Source organism: Flavobacterium jumunjinense, assembly GCF_021650975.2.
Classification (GTDB): Bacteria; Bacteroidota; Bacteroidia; order Flavobacteriales; family Flavobacteriaceae; genus Flavobacterium; species Flavobacterium jumunjinense.
Genome location: NZ_CP091285.1, coordinates 25988 through 46707, shown reverse-complemented (window position 1 = coordinate 46707; position 20720 = coordinate 25988). Strand labels below are relative to the sequence as shown.

12 protein-coding genes are annotated in these 20720 nt (G+C 35.0%); 11 read left to right on the top strand and 1 reads right to left on the bottom strand.

The features are described from left to right. The first annotated feature begins 9 nt into the window (after nucleotides 1-9). From L2Z92_RS00160 to L2Z92_RS00150, 3 genes are all read left to right on the top strand, one after another. Complete coding sequence (locus tag L2Z92_RS00160; RefSeq protein WP_236456837.1) at nucleotides 10-198, top strand: YgaP family membrane protein; 189 nt, start codon at nucleotides 10-12, stop codon at nucleotides 196-198. A gap of 112 nt (nucleotides 199-310) precedes the next feature. Next, the gene (gene ffh / locus L2Z92_RS00155; protein WP_236456836.1) at nucleotides 311-1648 is read left to right on the top strand and encodes a signal recognition particle protein; all 1338 of its coding nucleotides are present in this window, start codon (nucleotides 311-313) and stop codon (nucleotides 1646-1648) included. 80 nt (nucleotides 1649-1728) lie between these two features. Next, on the top strand, nucleotides 1729-2610 hold the full coding sequence (locus L2Z92_RS00150) for a bifunctional 5,10-methylenetetrahydrofolate dehydrogenase/5,10-methenyltetrahydrofolate cyclohydrolase (protein WP_236456835.1): 882 nt from the start codon (nucleotides 1729-1731) through the stop codon (nucleotides 2608-2610). Between the two features lie 206 nt (nucleotides 2611-2816). Here the strand turns inward: L2Z92_RS00150 and L2Z92_RS00145 are convergent, their stop codons facing one another. Continuing rightward, nucleotides 2817-4412: a peptide chain release factor 3 gene (locus tag L2Z92_RS00145; protein ID WP_236456834.1), complete on the bottom strand. Its 1596-nt coding sequence runs from the start codon at nucleotides 4410-4412 to the stop codon at nucleotides 2817-2819. Nucleotides 4413-4650: 238 nt separating this feature from the next. Here L2Z92_RS00145 and L2Z92_RS00140 point away from each other — a divergent pair, with 238 nt between their 5' ends. The 8 genes from L2Z92_RS00140 (at nucleotide 4651) to L2Z92_RS00105 (ending at nucleotide 20677) form a co-directional block, all read left to right on the top strand. Further along, nucleotides 4651-5016 (top strand): fructose 1,6-bisphosphatase, encoded by a 366-nt coding sequence (locus tag L2Z92_RS00140; protein ID WP_236456833.1) that lies wholly within the window; start codon nucleotides 4651-4653, stop codon nucleotides 5014-5016. Nucleotides 5017-5035: 19 nt separating this feature from the next. Continuing rightward, nucleotides 5036-5854: a cell envelope biogenesis protein OmpA gene (locus tag L2Z92_RS00135; protein ID WP_236456832.1), complete on the top strand. Its 819-nt coding sequence runs from the start codon at nucleotides 5036-5038 to the stop codon at nucleotides 5852-5854. Further along, nucleotides 5847-6332 (top strand): Rab family GTPase, encoded by a 486-nt coding sequence (locus L2Z92_RS00130; protein ID WP_236456831.1) that lies wholly within the window; start codon nucleotides 5847-5849, stop codon nucleotides 6330-6332. The genes L2Z92_RS00135 and L2Z92_RS00130 overlap by 8 nt, the downstream gene beginning before the upstream one ends. Further along, entirely contained in the window at nucleotides 6322-7821 is a 1500-nt protein-coding gene (locus L2Z92_RS00125) for a hybrid sensor histidine kinase/response regulator (protein ID WP_236456830.1), read from the top strand. Before L2Z92_RS00130 ends, L2Z92_RS00125 begins: the two co-directional genes overlap by 11 nt. A gap of 474 nt (nucleotides 7822-8295) precedes the next feature. After that, complete coding sequence (locus tag L2Z92_RS00120) at nucleotides 8296-8601, top strand: hypothetical protein (protein WP_236456829.1); 306 nt, start codon at nucleotides 8296-8298, stop codon at nucleotides 8599-8601. Nucleotides 8602-8624: 23 nt separating this feature from the next. Next, entirely contained in the window at nucleotides 8625-17738 is a 9114-nt protein-coding gene (locus L2Z92_RS00115; protein WP_236456828.1) for a T9SS type B sorting domain-containing protein, read from the top strand. A 55-nt stretch (nucleotides 17739-17793) separates the two neighbouring features. Next, nucleotides 17794-18723 carry a PorP/SprF family type IX secretion system membrane protein gene (locus L2Z92_RS00110; RefSeq protein ID WP_236456827.1) on the top strand — a complete coding sequence of 310 codons (930 nt, stop codon included), beginning with the start codon at nucleotides 17794-17796 and terminating at the stop codon, nucleotides 18721-18723. A gap of 19 nt (nucleotides 18724-18742) precedes the next feature. Continuing rightward, nucleotides 18743-20677 carry an OmpA family protein gene (locus L2Z92_RS00105; protein ID WP_319800389.1) on the top strand — a complete coding sequence of 645 codons (1935 nt, stop codon included), beginning with the start codon at nucleotides 18743-18745 and terminating at the stop codon, nucleotides 20675-20677. Nucleotides 20678-20720: the final 43 nt, after the last annotated feature.

Genomic DNA, 20720 nt, shown 5'->3' with positions numbered 1-20720 from the left:
TAAATAAAAATGATAAATAAATTAATTAAAAGAATAGCAGGTATATTTATAATAATAAGTGTATTGTTGGGTATGTATGTCAATCAAAATTGGTTGTGGTTCACATTATTCGTGGGTGCAAATTTATTGCAATCGTCATTTACCAATTGGTGTTTAATGGAAGACCTACTTCGAAAGGTGTTTAAAATAAAAGAGTAAACTTTAATCCCGATTCATTCGGGATTTTTTATTCTGTAATTTTACTATAATCTAGCTTTGAAACTTTTACAGTTTGTACTATCTTTGTGGCTTATTAAAATCACATACCACTATGTTCGATAATTTAAGCGATAAGTTAGATAAAGCGTTCCATATATTAAAAGGTCACGGTAAAATTACCGATGTAAATGTTGCAGATACATTAAAAGAAGTTCGTAGAGCTTTACTTGATGCCGATGTTAACTTTAAAATAGCTAAAGAATTTACTACAAGAGTAAAAGAAAAAGCGATAGGGGAAAACGTATTAACAACATTACAGCCAGGACAATTAATGGTTAAAATCGTTAAAGACGAATTAACCGAATTAATGGGTGGTGATGTAGCAGGAATTAATTTATCAGGTACACCTTCTGTAATTTTAATGTCAGGTCTTCAAGGATCGGGTAAAACTACATTCTCTGGTAAATTAGCAAACTATCTTAAAACAAAGAAAAGTAAAAAACCATTATTAGTTGCCTGTGATATTTATCGTCCAGCGGCTATTAATCAGTTGCATGTAGTAGGAGATCAAATTGGTGTTGAGGTATATTCAGAACCAGAGAATAAAAATCCTGTAGAAATTGCGCAAAATGCAATTAAACATGCAAAAGCAAACGGATTCAATGTAGTAATTGTCGATACAGCGGGTCGTTTAGCGGTTGATGAAGAAATGATGACCGAAATTGCGAATGTTCATAAAGCAATTCAACCACAAGAAACTTTGTTTGTTGTAGATGCAATGACAGGGCAAGATGCTGTAAATACGGCAAAAGCATTTAATGATAGATTAAATTTTGACGGAGTTATCCTTACAAAATTAGATGGAGATACACGTGGTGGAGCTGCTATTTCTATTAAATCGGTAGTAAATAAGCCAATTAAATTTATTGGTACAGGAGAAAAAATGGACGCAATAGACGTTTTCTATCCTACACGTATGGCCGAAAGAATCTTGGGAATGGGAGATGTTGTTTCCTTAGTAGAAAGAGCTCAGGAACAATATGATGAAGAAGAAGCAAGAAAACTACAAAAGAAAATTGCTAAAAATGAATTTGGTTTCGATGATTTCTTGTCGCAAATTCAACAAATAAAGAAAATGGGTAACATGAAAGACCTTGTCGGAATGATACCTGGTGCTGGAAAAGCATTAAAAGACGTAGAAATTGAAGATGATGCATTCAAACATATTGAAGCAATCATTCAGTCTATGACACCTGCAGAAAGAAGTAAGCCAAGTTTAATAGATGTAAAACGTAAAGCTAGAATTGCTAAAGGAGCAGGAAGAAAAGTAGAAGAAGTCAATCAATTAATGAAGCAATTTGATCAGATGAGTAAGATGATGAAAATGATGCAAGGTGGTGGCGGAAAGAATCTTATGAAGATGATGGGCGGAATGAAGGGAATGAAATAAAAACAGAGACGCGATTTATCGCGTCTTTTTTATAGCGAATTTTCAAAGGTTAAAATATACTAAACAACAACACAACACAAATGAATTTATTAGACGGTAAAAAAGTATCGGAAGAAATTAAGAATGAAATAGCTACGGAAGTTGCAAAAATGAAAGCAAATGGGGAAAAAGTACCTCATTTAGCTGCAATTATTGTTGGTAATGACGGAGCAAGTTTAACTTACGTAGGAAGTAAAGTGAAGTCTTGTGAAAGAGTTGGTTTTGAGTCGACTCTAGTAAAAATGCCTAGTACTACTTCTGAAACAGAATTACTAAAAAAAATTAAAGAGTTAAATCTTAATGATGATATTGATGGGTTTATTGTTCAATTGCCTTTACCAGAGCAAATTGATACTCAAAAAATAATCATGGCAATAGATCCAAGTAAAGATGTTGATGGTTTCCATCCTGAAAACTTTGGAAAAATGGCATTAGATATGACAACTTTTATTCCTGCTACACCTTTCGGAATTTTAGAATTGTTAGAAAGATACAATGTAGAAACTAAAGGGAAACACACTGTTGTTATTGGAAGAAGTCATATTGTTGGTCGACCAATGAGTATTTTGATGGGAAGAAGAGGTTTTCCCGGTAACTCAACGGTAACTTTAACACATAGTCATACTAAGAATATCAATCAAATTACTTCTCAAGCAGATATTATTATTACAGCTTTGGGTGTGCCGAATTATCTTAAAGCAGAAATGATTAAAGATGATGCAGTAATTATTGATGTGGGTATTACACGTGTTCCAGATGAAACTACTGAAAAAGGATATAAAATAGTTGGAGATGTAGATTTTGAATTTGTTTCTAAAAAAGCATCATTTATAACTCCTGTTCCTGGTGGAGTAGGACCAATGACAATTGCAATGCTATTGAAAAATACTTTATTGGCAAGAGAGCAAAAAAGGAGTAAATAGATTTTAATTATTTAAAAAAGTGTTATTATATTTTTTCTTGATTAAAACTGACTTTAAATAAATAACGATAAGCAAATAAAATAAAAAACAGGTATAAGAATATGTTTTTTGTTTTTTAATCGTTTAAAATGTGTTAAAAACGAAAAAACTGCAAATTTTGCAGTTTTTTCGTTTTATAGAGTATCGAAGCTCAGTTATATTAATTTTTATGTTACTCTGTAGTCGGATGTAAAGAATAATTCGACACTTGGGTATTTTTGGCGCGTCATCTGAATTGAGAATTCACTATCAGCCAAGAAAATTAACTGACCATATTTATCGTGTCCTAAAAATTTCTGTTTTACTCTTCTAAATTCAGCAAATTCCTCATTCTTTGGATCTTTTGGTTTAACCCAACATGCTTTGTGTGCAGGGAAATTTTCATAAATACATTTAGCGCCATATTCGTGCTCTAAACGATATTGAATTACTTCATATTGCAGTGCGCCAACTGTACCAATAACTTTTCTTCCGTTCATTTCAAGTGTAAATAACTGTGCTACACCTTCATCCATTAATTGATCAATACCTTTTTCTAACTGCTTAGATTTTAAAGGATCTGCATTGTTTATGTATCTAAAATGCTCTGGAGAGAAACTAGGAATTCCTTTAAACTGCATAATTTCACCTTCGGTTAATGTATCACCAATTTTAAAATTTCCAGTATCATGAAGCCCAACAATATCACCCGCATAAGAAATATCTACAATTTCTTTTTTTTCAGCGAAAAAGGCATTTGGACTAGAGAATTTTACTTTTTTACCATGTCTAACATGTAGATAAGGTTTGTTTTTTTCAAAAGTACCTGATACAATCTTAATAAAGGCCAATCTATCTCTGTGCTTTGGATCCATATTGGCATGAATTTTAAACACAAACCCACTAAACACATCTTCATTTGGGTCTACCAAACGTGTGTCAGATTCTTTTGGTCTTGGAGTTGGAGCAATATCAATAAAGCAATCTAATAATTCTCGTACTCCAAAATTATTCAATGCAGAACCAAAAAATACAGGTTGAAGAGTTCCATTTAAATACTCTTCTCTATTAAATTCTGGATATATTTCAGTAACTAATTCTATTTCTTCTCTTAAATTATTAGCATGTTTATTACCAATAATTGAATCTAATTCTGGATTTGAAATGTCGTTAAAAGCAATAGTTTCTTCAATGTCTTTTCTGCTGTCACCACTAAATAAGTTGATGTTTTTCTCCCAAATATTATAAATTCCTTTAAAGTCGTAGCCCATTCCAATAGGAAAACTTAAAGGACAAACAGTAAGTTTTAATTTTTGTTCAATTTCATCCAATAAATCAAAGGCATCTTTTCCTTCTCTATCCATTTTGTTGATGAAAACAATCATAGGAATGTTTCTCATTCTACAAACTTCAACCAATTTCTCAGTTTGTTCCTCAACCCCTTTTGCAACGTCAATTACAACAATAACACTATCAACAGCCGTTAAAGTTCTAAAAGTATCTTCTGCAAAGTCTTTGTGACCAGGAGTATCTAATATATTGATTTTTTTATCTCTATAGTTAAAGGCCAATACAGATGTAGCTACAGAAATACCTCTCTGACGCTCAATTTCCATAAAATCAGAGGTAGCTCCTTTTTTTATTTTATTGCTTTTTACAGCACCTGCTTCTTGAATTGCACCACCAAATAAAAGTAATTTCTCTGTTAGAGTAGTTTTACCAGCATCAGGATGTGATATAATTCCAAAAGTCCTTCTTCTTTTTATTTCGTCTTTAAAACCCATCAAAAAATATTTTCTGCAAATATAAGTTTTTTAAAGAATTCAATATTGATAAACCTAAAATAAGATACTAATAAATTTATGTAGCTGTATTCTTTAAATAAAATAAAAAATAAGTATCTTTTCTGAGGTATAATTGATTGTGAATTTTTTTATTAAAATATTTTAAAGTCTATTCATTGCTTTACTATGCCAATTTAATTTTATACTTTTGTTAACAAATTTTTATTTATAAATCATTATGTCAAAGAAAGAAGATACGGAAGAAAGCTTAAAACCTTCATTAGATAATAATGAGTCTTCTCAACGATTAGAAGCTATAAAAAACCTTATTTTTGGTGAAAATATCCAAGAAATAGATCAAGAATTTCAATTAATCAAAGAACATATTGAAAAAAGAAAACTTGAGCTAGAAAGTTTAATTGAGATTACCCAAAAAGAGCTTAATACTGCAATCGATAATTTAGAAACCGATTTAAATATTCGTATTACAGATTTAGATGCAAAAGTTGATGAAAATGTAGACGATTTGAATCATAGAAAAATGGACAGAGCAGCTTTAGGAAACATGCTTGTTACTATGGGAGAAAAAATCATGAAAGGTTAAGTAATTAAAGTATTTTTTCATGACAGATTCTGAGAAATTAATAAGGCTTAAAGAAGCTCTTCTTAAGGAAGATCAGAATTTTGCGTTACAAATATTCAAAAGAATTGAAGGTTTAGAGTCAACTATTAATGAAGAGGAGTTACTTTCGGAGAAGGTAAACCCAATAGTTGATAAAAAAATAGCGACGTTTTCTAACGATATTCCAAGTAAACTAGGTCCTGCAATAACAGAAGCTTTAAAGGTTCAGATTAGAGATTCTCAAGATCAAGTTGTAGAAGCTTTGTTTCCTATTATTGGTAAAATGATTAAAAAATATATTCAGGAAGAGATAAGGATTCTTTCAGACAATATTAATAATCAAGTGCAAAAAACATTTTCGTTTTCTAGATGGAAAAATAAAATAAAATCTTTTTTCACAGGAATTCCAGAAGAGAAAATTATACTTTCCCAGCTTTCAAGACCTAAAGTAGAGCAAGTATTTATTATAGAAAAAGGTTCGGGTTTGTTAATATCTAATGTTTCTAAGAAAGAAGATAGTATAGATAAAGATATGATTGCAGGAATGTTAACTGCAATTAAAAGCTTTGTAGAAGACGCATTTACAAAAGAAGAACAAAACTTAGAGCTTATACAGTATGAATTGTATAATATTTACCTTCAAAATTTTTCTAAATTCTATATTGCAGTTGTAATTTCAGGTGCTTTTAATAGAGAATTTAAAAACGAATTAGAGGATTTAATTTTTGATGCATTATCAAAAAATAAAAATGAACTTTTTTTAGAAGATTCAAAAAAAGTAAATAAAATAATAGAAACAGTATTTAAAATTAATGATTAGTTCAAAAAAAATAGTTTTAATTGGTCATTTTGGAGTAGGAAAGTCTTCCTTAATAAGAAGGTTTGTCGAAAATATATTTTCAGAAGAATATAAAGTGACTATTGGTGTTCATATTTTTAAAAAAGTAATACAAGTTGAAGGTAAAAATTTAACTTTTGTAATATGGGATATTGAAGGAAAAGAGGATATAACGGAAATAAGAAGATCTTATTTACTTGGGACTTCAGGATTTATTTATGTTTTCGATCCAACAAGAAAAAATACTTATAGTACAATAAATCAAGATGTAGAATTTTGTAAAACAAATTATCCAACAGCTAAGTTGATTACAGTTGCGAATAAATTAGACTTGATTGACGAAGAAGAATTTGTAAGTAAAATTGATTTTGAAATTGATTATTTTACAAGTGCGAAAACAAATAAAAATGTTGATTTAATTTTTAATGATTTAGGTTTAAAATTTTTGAATGATAAATAATATTTTAAATAAATACCTGGAAGTTGATTTTCAAATTATAGAATTTGAAAAAGATGGACTTGTAAAAAAAGTTAAAAACACTCTTTTAGATATTCAAATTGGTAGCGAAATTTTTGATTTTCATCCATTTTTTGAAACACTTCGCGGTTTGATTGAAGAAAATTGTATAGAAGAGTTTTTTCAAGCAGTAAATATTGAAAAGGGAAATTTAATTGTAGATGTGGTTTTTTCGATTGGTAATGAAGAACAACTTCCATTTGTTCTGTTAATTGATAAAACTGATCATTATTGTAATATTCAATCATTAACGCAGTTAAAAAATGAGGTTTCGATTGAGAATTATAAAGTAAGTTTAAAAAACTTCAACCTCATTAATAAGATAGATATACAAAGCGAATTTTTAGTTAGTATCTCTCACGATCTAAAAACGCCAATTCATTCAATAGTGAATCTATTGAGTTTGTTAGATAAAAACAATTTATCCTATGAACAAAGAGAATTGTGTAAAACTATTTTTGAATCTTCAAAATACTTAAATCGTTTAATAAGTGATGTTTATGAATTGGCATCAATTGAAACAGGCTTGTTTAATTTAAAGGAAAAAGAATTCAGTCTTCAAGATTTAATCAGTAGAATTGAGAAGATTTACCAAAGAAAATTAGTGTCTAAGAATGTTGAACTTAGAATAATAAAGGCAGCAAAATTGCCAGATTTAGTTATTGGTGATTCGGATAGATTGTTACAAATTTTATTTAATTTATTAGATAATGCATCTGAATATACGAATGAAGGTTTTGTGGAATTAGAGATTCAGCAAGTATACAAGAAGTCATTAAACGTTGGATTGAATTTTATTGTTAGAGATTCAGGAAAAGGGTTTGAATTTGATAAAGAAGTTGTTAATATAAAAAATGCGCAACTTAAATTTGACTCGAATGATGAAGTTGGTCTTGGGATTTCTATAGTTACAAATTTGGTTAACAGTTTGAATGGTAATGTTAAGTTTGAATCTATAATTGATAAAGGAACAAATGTAGAAGTGTATCTTCCTTTTAAACTTGTGAAAGGGGTTACTAAGAATAGTATTGTCTCAAAATTTAAAAAGAAAAATTTAAAACGGATATATAATGTTTTGATTGTTGATGATAATGAAATTAATAAATTGATATTAATGAAATTGTTGATTAATCATGGTGGATTTTATATAGATGTAGCTTTGGATGGAAATCAAGCTATTAATATGTTAGCAAATGAAAAATATGATTTTATTTTGCTAGACTTACATTTGTCAAAAGTTTCTTCTTTTGATATTATAAAAACAATCAAAAGTCATTCCAGTGATTTGGTGAATGCTATTAGTTTTATTCCAATGACAACAGGTTTAAATAGTGAAGATGCACTTGCGCTTCAAAAATATAATCTTGAAACTGTTTTGAAAAAACCTTTTCTTTCTGAAGAGTTATATCAAAGTATGTATGATTGTATGTGATTACGACACTTCAACGGTTTTTTTATTGCTTTAATCGATGTTCTGTTTTTTGTAAAATAAAAACAGGGCAAAAAAAAGTAGTAATAGTAGTTTTGTAAGAAGTATTTTACTTTGAAGTAAACAGGTATTTTTACGTGTTTTTTTTGATTACGTTTTTGTTAATTTTACTGCTTCAATAAAAATAGTAATAGCAAAAATGTAATTTCGTTTCTGTTTTTATTAATATAATAGTTGGTTTTAACATATCATGTGTTTTTATTATAATTTAAGTTAAATTAACTTAAATTTTGTTTTTTTTTAACACAAAAAAAAGCTAACTTAGTTGGAGTTGTTTACATTTGTTAAATGTAAGAGTTTTGGTATTAAAGCTCTGTAAGGGAATTTATTCCATATTTAAAATAAATAATATGTAAGGTAATGGTAAATAGAAATAATGTTTAGAATATAAAAATCAAATATAAAAATCAATAAATTATGAAGAAAAAAATTTTCTCAATGTTATTATTCATGTTTTTTGCGCATCTAGCAGTTTCGCAAGAATTTAATTCTACTAAAAAAGTAGAAGAAAATTTAGTCGAAATAAAAAATCTAGTAAAGTTAGATGAAGCTTCTTATGAATACATAAATCAATTGCTAGTTTATTATTACAACAATAATAACTCAGACAGTACTACTAAAAATCAAGTAAAAGAAAATATTCACAATAAATTAAAAGCCAAGCTTTCAGAAGAAGAATATAAATCTTTAAATGATAAATGGTTAAAGAAAAATTTGAAATAGAAGTTAATTAAAAGTTTTTTTATATGAAGAAAAAATTACTATTATTCTTGTTGTTTTTCTATACTTTCCAATTCTTTTCGCAAGAAGTTGATTGGTCAGGTTTGTCTGGTACTATGCCAGAAGTAGGATATACAACAAGTAGCTTTTCGGCAGTAGCTGCCGATGGTGTAACGTTAGTAACTGTTAATATAACACAAGCTAGTTCAGCAACTACAGGAGGTGCGGTTAATGCCGTTGCTCCAGGCTCGGTTATAAACAGTTTGAATTTTAATAATGGTCGAGCAACAACAGGAATTTCGGGGAACACTTATACTTATACGTTTAGTGAGCCTGTTTATGTAACGTTAAGTTCACAAGCACATAGTGCTTTGATGAGAACGGAAAACATAAAATTAGGAACGACAACTCCTGGTGCAACTATTAAAGCAAGTTTGGTCAATCCTTTAGCAAACCATTTCTTGCAAGGAAATGAGTCAGCAAATGTACATATAGGTTCTATTGGTGTTGGAAACACAACAACAGGAACATATTGGAAGGCAACAACTTCAATTCCGGTAACAACGTTTAGTGTAGAATACTATGCTACTGATGCTGCTGATATTGCGAGCAATGAGCCTTTTTCTATGAATTTAAACCCTTTGCCGTTTATTTTGTTGGATCCAACAAATGCAACTGGTGCAGGAAGAAGAAATATAAATGTTCCTGCCTGTTCTACAGGTTATGAATTTCTTGAAGTTGTAAATACAGGTATTTCTGCAAGTTATATTGGAGGAAAAGGAATGGCTTCAATGACAGTTACTCTTATTAACCCTCAAGATGCTGGACAAGAATCTTTGTCTATGTCTGGAGGTTTTTCTGGATTAACAACTTCAGGCAATGGAACAACAAGTTTGTTACTTACAAATACTTCGGGTACTTTAAATGCACCTTTTGTAAATGCAGTAAATGATTTGTTCTACAAAAATACTGCGGTATCACCGAATACTGCAGTAATAAGACAAGTTGAAATAACATTTACAGATACTGAAGGGAATGTTTCTCCGGTGTCTGTCGCAAATTTAACACTGACTAAAGGAGCAAATGCAGGTTTGCCTATAAGTCCAAGATATGTTTTTACAGGAGATCCAAATTTTAATTTGTTTACAACATTAGATGGTTCTCAAGATGCGGGTGGTACTTGGGTAGATGTTGATGCTACTGGAGCATTATTAGCTCCGAGTACTGTTAATGTAGCTGCTTTGCCATTAGGTGGTAGTGTTTTTAGATATGATGTGACAGGAACAGGACCATGTAGTAATGCTTTTGCAACTGTTGTAGTAATCAAAATAAATAGTTCAGAAGTACCAATGTCTTCAAGTACTTCTTGTGGGCAAGTAATGACACAATATACAAATCCTTTTTTCTCAGCAAATTCAGACGACCCAATTTTTATATTCTCAGCGGGTTCGGGTGAATTATCTGCTGAATTAGGAGCGGTTGGAACAACCTATAATTGGTATAAATATAATTCCGTTACAAATTCATATGATGATTATGCATTAAATTCAACTCCAACTCAAACAGGTTTGACTGATGGTGGATATATGGTTGTAAGAAATGATGCAGGAACAGTTGAAGAAGGAAGAGCGTGGGTTTGGAATTCAAATTTAATTTTAGATGCTGGAACCCCACAAACTATTTGTGAAGGAGAGTCGGTTACTTTGAATGGGTCGGGTACAGTTAGTAACCCAACATACACCTATTATGACCCAATTCCTAGACCAATAAGAATTAGTGCTACAACTCAGATAACAGTAACTTTTGATGCGGTACATACATATGTTTCTGACTTAGGTTTTTATATGGTTTCTCCAGATGGTTTAACAACTATTCTGTTAGGTCCTAATCAAGGAAATACATGTAATGGAGGAGATAATGTAACTAATTTACGATTTACAAATCAAGCAGCAGGTGTATTTAATTTTTGTGTGCAACCAGCACCATTGACTGGTATTTATAATCAATATTTTGATGGAGCTAATACTTTTACTATTGATTGGTCTCCATTATATGGAATGAATGCAAGAGATGGTGGTTGGGCAGTCCAAATTTATGATTGTGTTGGAGCAGATGTAGGAAGCTTAACAGGTGCAACTATTACTTTTGATAATGGAGGTGGTGAAAATATAACTTACACAAGTGGAGCAATTAGTGTCCCAATAAATGATAATTCATGTGACCCACTTTCGGCATCTAAATATATAGTACCATTTAATCCCCCTGTTTCAAATTCAAATAGTTCAATTTCATTGAATAATGGAGTTGGTGTTGGTGGAATTGGAGGTTATGAATGGTCATATAGTACAGATAGTGCTACTGGACCATGGTCGGGTTCATTTGAAAATGCAACCCTATCACCAAGTTTTGCAATCAATCAAACTACTTGGTTTAGAATTATTGCAGATAATGGAGTAGGTTGTTTGTTTGAGGATGTAGTTCAAATATCTTCACAACCTAAACCAGAAGCTGGTACAGATGATTTTATTTCTTTTTATGTTTATGATAGCCCTGCAGATTTATTTTCAATTATAGACGGAACTCCTAATACAGGAGGAACATGGTCAGGACCAAGTGCATTAGCTGGTGGTTCAGCAGGAACGTTTGACCCAGCTACAAATACATCAGGAACATATACATATACAGTAAACGGAACAGCACCTTGTTTAGCTGTTTCATCAATAGTAGAGGTTTTTATAAACCGTGCTGTTGATTCAGATGGAGATGGAGTAACAGATGGAGATGAAGTTACAGATGGAACTGATCCATTAGATGATTGTAGCTTTGTTTTAGCAAGTGCCTCTTTAGCGCCAAGTGCAGCTTGGAATGCTGGAGATTGTGATGGTGATGGAGTTACGAACGCAGATGAAGTTACAGATGGAACAGATCCATTAAATGCTTGTAGTTTTGTTTTAGCCAGCGCAACAGTAGCACCAAGTGCAGCATGGAACGCAGCCGACTGTGATGGTGATGGAGTTACTAACGGACAAGAAGTTACAGATGGAACAGATCCATTAGACGATTGTTCTTATATAGCAGCAAGTATCAGTGTAGTAGTAACCTCTACTGCAGATTGTGATGGCGATGGAGTTACCAACGCAGATGAAGCAACAGACGGCACAGATGGACAAGATCCATGTAGTTTTGTATTAGCTAGCGCAACAGTTGCCCCAAGTGGAGCATGGAACGCAGCGGACTGTGACGGCGATGGAGTTACTAACGGACAAGAAGTTACAGACGGAACAGATCCATTAAATTCATGTAATTTTATTTTAGCTAGCGCAAGCGTTGCTCCAAGTGCAGCATGGAACGCAGCAGATTGTGATGGAGATGGAGTTACTAACGGACAAGAAGTTACAGATGGAACCGATCCATTAGATTCATGTAGTTATGTTTTAGCTAATGTAACATTAGCGCAAAGCGGAGCATGGAACGCAGCGGACTGTGACGGCGATGGAGTTACTAACGGACAAGAAGTAATAGACGGAACAGATTCATTAGACGATTGTTCATATATAACAGCAAGTATCAGTGTAATAGTAACCTCTACTGCAGATTGTGATGGCGATGGAGTTACCAACGCAGATGAAGCAACAGACGGCACAGATGGACAAGACCCATGTAGTTTTGTATTAGCTAGCGCAACAGTTGCCCCAAGTGGAGCATGGAACGCAGCGGACTGTGACGGCGATGGAGTTACTAATGGACAAGAAGTTACAGACGGAACCGATCCATTAGATTCATGTACTTATGTTTTAGCTAATGTAACATTAGCGCAAAGCGGAGCATGGAACGCAGCTGACTGTGATGGTGATGGAGTTACTAACGGACAAGAAGTTACAGATGGAACAGATCCATTAGACGATTGTTCTTACATAACAGCAAGTATCAGTGTAGTAGTAACCTCTACGGCAGATTGTGATGGCGATGGCGTTACCAACGCAGATGAAGCAACAGACGGTACAGACGGACAAGACCCATGTAGTTTTGTCTTAGCAAGCGCAAGCGTTGCCCCAAGTGCAGCATGGAATGCAGCCGACTGTGACGGCGATGGAGTTACTAACGGACAAGAAGTTACAGACGGCACAGATCCATTAGACGATTGTTCTTACATAACAGCAAATATCAGTGTAGTAGTAACCTCTACGGCAGATTGTGATGGCGATGGAGTTACCAACGCAGATGAAGCAACCGACGGTACAGATGGACAAGACCCATGTAGTTTTGTTTTAGCAAGCGCAAGCGTTGCCCCAAGTGCAGCATGGAACGCAGCAGACTGTGACGGCGATGGAGTTACTAACGGACAAGAAGTTACAGATGGAACAGATCCATTAGACGATTGTTCTTATATAACAGCAAATATCAGTGTAGTAGTAACCTCTACGGCAGATTGTGATGGCGATGGCGTTACCAACGCAGATGAAGCAACAGACGGTACAGACGGACAAGACCCATGTAGTTTTGTCTTAGCAAGCGCAAGCGTTGCCCCAAGTGGAGCATGGAACGCAGCTGACTGTGACGGCGATGGAGTTACTAACGGACAAGAAGTTACAGATGGAACAGATCCATTAGACGATTGTTCTTACATAACAGCAAATATCAGTGTAGTAGTAACCTCTACGGCAGATTGTGATGGCGATGGCGTTACCAACGCAGATGAAGCAACCGACGGTACAGACGGACAAGACCCATGTAGTTTTGTTTTAGCAAGCGCAAGCGTTGCCCCAAGTGCAGCATGGAACGCAGCCGACTGTGACGGCGATGGAGTTACTAACGGACAAGAAGTTACAGATGGAACAGATCCATTAGACGATTGTTCTTATATAACAGCAAATATTAGTGTAGTAGTAACCTCTACGGCAGATTGTGATGGTGATGGCGTTACCAACGCAGATGAAGCAACAGACGGTACAGATGGACAAGACCCATGTAGTTTTGTCTTAGCAAGCGCAAGCGTTGCCCCAAGTGCAGCATGGAACGCAGCAGACTGTGACGGCGATGGAGTTACTAACGGACAAGAAGTTACAGATGGAACAGATCCATTAGACGATTGTTCATATATAACAGCAAATATCAGTGTAGTAGTAACCTCTACGGCAGATTGTGATGGCGATGGCGTTACCAACGCAGATGAAGCAACCGACGGTACAGACGGACAAGACCCATGTAGTTTTGTCTTAGCAAGCGCAAGCGTTGCCCCAAGTGGAGCATGGAACGCAGCCGACTGTGACGGCGATGGAGTTACTAACGGACAAGAAGTTACAGATGGAACAGATCCATTAGACGATTGTTCTTACATAACAGCAAGTATCAGTGTAGTAGTAACCTCTACGGCAGATTGTGATGGTGATGGAGTTACCAACGCAGATGAAGCAACAGACGGTACAGACGGACAAGACCCATGTAGTTTTGTCTTAGCAAGCGCAAGCGTTGCCCCAAGTGCAGCATGGAATGCAGCCGACTGTGACGGCGATGGAGTTACTAACGGACAAGAAGTTACAGACGGAACAGATCCATTAGACGATTGTTCTTACATAACAGCAAATATCAGTGTAGTAGTAACCTCTACGGCAGATTGTGATGGCGATGGAGTTACCAACGCAGATGAAGCAACAGACGGTACAGATGGACAAGACCCATGTAGTTTTGTTTTAGCAAGCGCAAGCGTTGCCCCAAGTGCAGCATGGAACGCAGCAGACTGTGACGGCGATGGAGTTACTAACGGACAAGAAGTTACAGATGGAACAGATCCATTAGACGATTGTTCTTACATAACAGCAAATATCAGTGTAGTAGTAACCTCTACGGCAGATTGTGATGGCGATGGCGTTACCAACGCAGATGAAGCAACAGACGGTACAGACGGACAAGACCCATGTAGTTTTGTCTTAGCAAGCGCAAGCGTTGCCCCAAGTGGAGCATGGAACGCAGCTGACTGTGACGGCGATGGAGTTACTAACGGACAAGAAGTTACAGATGGAACAGATCCATTAGACGATTGTTCTTACATAACAGCAAATATCAGTGTAGTAGTAACCTCTACGGCAGATTGTGATGGCGATGGCGTTACCAACGCAGATGAAGCAACCGACGGTACAGACGGACAAGACCCATGTAGTTTTGTTTTAGCAAGCGCAAGCGTTGCCCCAAGTGCAGCATGGAACGCAGCCGACTGTGACGGCGATGGAGTTACTAACGGACAAGAAGTTACAGATGGAACAGATCCATTAGACGATTGTTCTTATATAACAGCAAATATTAGTGTAGTAGTAACCTCTACGGCAGATTGTGATGGTGATGGAGTTACCAACGCAGATGAAGCAACAGACGGTACAGATGGACAAGACCCATGTAGTTTTGTCTTAGCAAGCGCAAGCGTTGCCCCAAGTGGAGCATGGAACGCAGCCGACTGTGACGGCGATGGAGTTACTAACGGACAAGAAGTTACAGATGGAACAGATCCATTAGACGATTGTTCTTATATAACAGCAAATATCAGTGTAGTAGTAACCTCATTGGCAGATTGTGATGGCGATGGCGTTACCAACGCAGATGAAGCAACCGACGGTACAGACGGACAAGACCCATGTAGTTTTGTTTTAGCAAGCGCAAGCGTTGCCCCAAGTGCAGCATGGAACGCAGCCGACTGTGACGGTGATGGAGTTACTAACGGACAAGAAGTAATAGATGGAACAGATCCATTAGACGATTGTTCATATATAACAGCAAGTATCAGTGTAGTAGTAACCTCATTGGCAGATTGTGATGGCGATGGAGTTACCAACGCAGATGAAGCAACCGACGGTACAGATGGACAAGACCCATGTAGTTTTGTCTTAGCAAGCGCAAGTGTTGCCCCAAGTGGAGCATGGAACGCAGCCGACTGTGACGGCGATGGAGTTACTAACGGACAAGAAGTTACAGACGTAACAGATCCATTAGACGATTGTTCATATATAACAGCAAGTATCAGTGTAGTAGTAACCTCATTGGCAGATTGTGATGGTGACGGAATTACCAACGCAGATGAAGCAACCGACGGTACAGATGGACAAGACCCATGTAGTTTTGTTTTAGCAAGCGCAAGCGTTGCCCCAAGTGCAGCATGGAACGCAGCAGACTGTGACGGCGATGGAGTTACTAACGGACAAGAAGTAATAGATGGAACAGATCCATTAGACGATTGTTCTTACATAACAGCAAATATCAGTGTAGTAGTAACCTCTACGGCAGATTGTGATGGCGATGGAGTTACCAACGCAGATGAAGCAACCGACGGTACAGATGGACAAGACCCATGTAGTTTTGTATTAGCTAGCGCAAGTGTTGCCCCAAGTGGAGCATGGAACGCAGCCGACTGTGACGGTGATGGAGTTACTAACGGACAAGAAGTAATAGATGGAACAGATCCATTAGACGATTGTTCTTACATAACAGCAAGTATCAGTGTAGTAGTAACCTCATTGGCAGATTGTGATGGTGATGGAGTTACCAACGCAGATGAAGCAACCGACGGTACAGATGGACAAGACCCATGTAGTTTTGTTTTAGCTAGCGCAAGCGTTGCCCCAAGTGCAGCATGGAACGCAGCCGACTGTGACGGTGATGGAGTTACTAACGGACAAGAAGTAATAGATGGAACAGATCCATTAGACGATTGTTCATATATAACAGCAAGTATCAGTGTAGTAGTAACCTCATTGGCAGATTGTGATGGCGATGGAGTTACCAACGCAGATGAAGCAACCGACGGTACAGATGGACAAGACCCATGTAGTTTTGTCTTAGCAAGCGCAAGTGTTGCCCCAAGTGGAGCATGGAACGCAGCCGACTGTGACGGCGATGGAGTTACTAACGGACAAGAAGTTACAGACGTAACAGATCCATTAGACGATTGTTCATATATAACAGCAAGTATCAGTGTAGTAGTAACCTCATTGGCAGATTGTGATGGTGACGGAATTACCAACGCAGATGAAGCAACCGACGGTACAGATGGACAAGACCCATGTAGTTTTGTATTAGCTAGCGTAAGCGTTGCCCCAAGTGGAGCATGGAACGCAGCTGACTGTGACGGCGATGGAGTTACTAATGGACAAGAAGTAATAGATGGAACAGATCCATTAGACGATTGTTCATATATAACAGCAAGTATCAGTGTAGTAGTAACCTCATTGGCAGATTGTGATGGTGACGGAGTTACCAACGCAGATGAAGCAGCAGACGGTACAGATGGACAAGACCCATGTAGTTTTGTCTTAGCAAGTGCAACAGTTGTACAAAGTGCAGCATGGAATGCACTAGATTGTGATGGTGATGGAGTTACTAATGGACAAGAAGTAATAGACGGAACAGATCCACTTGATTTTTGTGATTTTGTATTAGCAAATGTAACGGTTTCACCAAGTACGGCATGGGATGCAGCGGATTGTGATGGAGACGGAGTAGTTAATATAGATGAAGTGATAGATGGAACAGATCCATTAGATTCGTGTGATTTTGTATTGTCAAGCCAAACAGTTGCCCCAGGTGGAGCTTGGAACGCAGCAGATTGTGATGGAGACGGAGTTACTAACGGTCAAGAAGTAATAGATGGAACAGATCCACTTGATTTTTGTGATTTCATTGCAGCAAATGTTACGTTACTACAGTCTCAAGCATTCTTAGATGCAGATTGTGATGGAGATGGATTAACGAATGGTGATGAGTACGGAAATGATCCTACTGATCCACTTGATAGTGATGGAGATGGTATTGCTGATTTCTTAGAATTCAATAATCATAACCCATCAGATGATGATTTAGAAATTTTCAACTTAGTGACACCAAATGGTGATGGAGATAATGATGTATTTGTAATTAGAAATATCGAATTATATCCTAATAATACAGTTGAAATATATAATCGTTGGGGAATATTAGTATATGAAACAGCTAGTTATGGACAAAATGGAAACTACTTTAAAGGAGTTTCAGAAGGAAGAGTAACAGTTAGTCAAACATCTGAATTACCTATAGGAACTTACTTCTATGTTGTTAAGTATACAAACAATGAAGGAAAAGGTAAAGAGCGTTCAGGATATTTATATATTAACAGATAAGATTCTTAAAAGGGGATGAAAGTCCCCTTTAAGAAACTATAAAAAGTGAAAAAAAATGAAAAAAGGTATATTAATCATAGTTTTTATTTTATCGGGAGTATCGATGTACTCTCAACAAGATTCACAGTTCACTCAATATATGTATAACACTGTTAATATCAATCCTGCTTATGCTGGTTCACGTGGTGTTTTAAGTATATTTGGTTTACATAGGAATCAATGGGTCGGTCTCGATGGAGCTCCAGTAACAAATACATTGTCATTGAATACTCCAATAAATAATTCAAAAATTGGATTAGGAGTTTCAGTGATAAATGATAGAATTGGGCCCTCAGATGAGAACGCAATTTCGGTAGATATTTCATATTCGGTTCCAACATCGGAAACGTTTAAATTGTCATTCGGGATAAAAGGAACAGCTAATTTGTTAAATGTAGATTTTGGTAAATTGAATATTTATGATCCAAACGATGAGTTTGGAAGGCAAAATATAGATAATAAATTTTCTCCAAATGTTGGTGCAGGAATTTATTTTCATTCAGATAAAACTTACATAGGGTTGTCTGTGCCAAACTTTCTAGAAACTAAACATTTCGATAAGAATGACACTTCATTCAGTTCAGAATCTATTGCAGTAGAAAGAATGCATTATTACTTAATTGGAGGTCATGTTTTTGATTTTTCAGAAAATATTAAGTTTAAACCTGCAGTATTAACAAAACTAGTTCAAGGCTCTCCATTACAAGTAGATTTATCAGCAAATTTATTATTTAATGAGAAGTTTACAGTTGGTTTAGCGTATAGATGGAGTGCAGCAATGAGTGCAATGGTAGGTTTTCAAGCCTCAGATTCTTGGTTTATAGGGTATGCTTATGATATGGAAACAACCAAGTTAGCAAGTTATAATTCAGGATCACACGAGATATTTTTGAGATATGAATTATTTAAAAATTATGATAAAGTTGTATCACCAAGATTCTTCTAATAAAGCGAGTATTATGAAAATGAGATATTTATTATTTATATGTTTATTCAGTTTTATATCATTATCTGCACAAAAAGCTAAATTAGCTTCGGCAGAAAAGAAATATAATTCGTTAGCATATATAGACGCAATTAAGATTTACGAAAAAGTAGCAGAAAATGGTCACGAATCTGTAGACTTGTTTCAGAAATTAGGAAATTCCTACTATTTCAATGGTAATCTAAAAGAGGCAGGAAAATGGTATGAAAAATTATTTAGTTTGGGGAAAGAAATAGAACCAGAGTATTATTATCGCTATGCACAATGTTTGAAAACCGTTGAAAATTACACGAAAGCAAATGAATATTTGACAAAGTTTTCAGAAAAGACAAAATCAGATAATCGTTCTGCAATTTATAAAGAGAATAAGAATTATTTGGCAGACATCAAGAAAATATCAAATAGATATACGATTGAAAACGCTAAAATTAATTCAGAATTTTCAGATTATGGTTCTGCTATCTATAAGGAACAATTGGTTTTCGCATCAGCAAGAGATACAGGAAGTGTTTCAAGTATTAAAAGTAAATGGACAAATCAATCTTTTACTAATTTATACACTTCAAAAATAGATTCAGAAGGGAATTTAAATGCTCCTGAAGAGTTTTCAGGAAAAGTAAACTCTAAGTTTAATGAATCTACACCTGTTTTTTCAAATGATGGAAAAACGATGTATTTTACAAGGAATAATTTCAATAATGGAAAAAAGAGAACCGATAGCGAAAAGACAGTTTTATTAAAACTATATAGAGCAACTTTAGAAGTAGATTCTTGGAAAAATATTGAAGAACTTCCTTTTAATAGTAACGAGTATAGTGTTGCGCATCCTGCATTAAGTCCAGATAATAAAACTCTATATTTTGCATCTAATATGCCAGGAACAAAAGGGCAGTCAGATTTATATAAGGTAGCAATTAATTCAGACGGGTCATTTGGTGTTCCAGAAAATTTAGGATCAAAGATTAATACAGAAGCAAGAGAAACTTTTCCTTTTGTAGATAATGATAATGTGCTTTATTTCGCATCCGATGGTCAATTAGGATTAGGCGGTTTAGATATTTTTGCAGTAAAAATGTATGAAGATGGAACTTATTCAAGAGTGCTAAATCTAGGCTCACCTGTAAATGGACCAAATGATGATTTTGCTTATTTAATAGATTCAAGATCAAGAATGGGTTTCTTTTCTTCAAATAGACCTGAAGGATTAGGATTTGATGATATTTATAAGTTTAAAGAAAACATTCCTTTAGAATTTGATTGTAAGCAAGCTATTACAGGTTTTGTTTCCGATGAAGAAACTTCAGAAATTATAACAAAAGCAAATATTCGTCTTTACGATGCAGATATGAATCAACTTTCTCAAATTCTTGTAGATAAGGACGGAAGATATCGTTTTGATAGATTAGATTGTAATAAAGTATATCGTGTTAGAGCAGAAGTTCCAGAGTATGAAACTGCAGAAGTATCGGTGACAACCGATAAAATTTCAGGTGAAACATTAGCGACTTTAGAAGTTACTAAGCGAATGAAAGAAGTAAGCGTTGGAAAAGATTTAGCAAAAGTATTTGGAATAAAAATTATTTATTTCGACTTAAATAAATCTAACATACGTAAAGATGCAGCATTAGAATTAGCAAAAATTGTTGAAGTGATGAAAGAGAATCCATCTATAAAAGTAGATGTTCGATCACATACAGACAGTAGACAAAGTGCAGATTATAATGAAAAACTTTCAGAAAGAAGAGCAAAAGCAACAGTAGCTTGGATGGTGAAAAACGGAATTGAAGCAAAACGATTAACTGGAAAAGGATATGGAGAATCTAAATTAGTTAACAAATGTGCAGATGGAGTAGAGTGTTCCGAAGAAGAGCATCAAGCAAATAGAAGAAGTGAATTTATCGTTATAGAAATGTAACTGATCTAATATTTAAAAAAAGCATCAACTCAGTTGATGCTTT

Bases quoted from the DNA above. Each gene is read 5' to 3' on its own strand.
- L2Z92_RS00160 (WP_236456837.1), top strand. From the start codon at position 10: ATGATAAATAAATTAATTAAAAGAATAGCAGGTATATTTATAATAATA.
- ffh (WP_236456836.1), top strand. From the start codon at position 311: ATGTTCGATAATTTAAGCGATAAGTTAGATAAAGCGTTCCATATATTA.
- L2Z92_RS00150 (WP_236456835.1), top strand. From the start codon at position 1,729: ATGAATTTATTAGACGGTAAAAAAGTATCGGAAGAAATTAAGAATGAA.
- L2Z92_RS00145 (WP_236456834.1), bottom strand. From the start codon at position 4,412: ATGGGTTTTAAAGACGAAATAAAAAGAAGAAGGACTTTTGGAATTATA.
- L2Z92_RS00140 (WP_236456833.1), top strand. From the start codon at position 4,651: ATGTCAAAGAAAGAAGATACGGAAGAAAGCTTAAAACCTTCATTAGAT.
- L2Z92_RS00135 (WP_236456832.1), top strand. From the start codon at position 5,036: ATGACAGATTCTGAGAAATTAATAAGGCTTAAAGAAGCTCTTCTTAAG.
- L2Z92_RS00130 (WP_236456831.1), top strand. From the start codon at position 5,847: ATGATTAGTTCAAAAAAAATAGTTTTAATTGGTCATTTTGGAGTAGGA.
- L2Z92_RS00125 (WP_236456830.1), top strand. From the start codon at position 6,322: ATGATAAATAATATTTTAAATAAATACCTGGAAGTTGATTTTCAAATT.
- L2Z92_RS00120 (WP_236456829.1), top strand. From the start codon at position 8,296: ATGAAGAAAAAAATTTTCTCAATGTTATTATTCATGTTTTTTGCGCAT.
- L2Z92_RS00115 (WP_236456828.1), top strand. From the start codon at position 8,625: ATGAAGAAAAAATTACTATTATTCTTGTTGTTTTTCTATACTTTCCAA.
- L2Z92_RS00110 (WP_236456827.1), top strand. From the start codon at position 17,794: ATGAAAAAAGGTATATTAATCATAGTTTTTATTTTATCGGGAGTATCG.
- L2Z92_RS00105 (WP_319800389.1), top strand. From the start codon at position 18,743: ATGAGATATTTATTATTTATATGTTTATTCAGTTTTATATCATTATCT.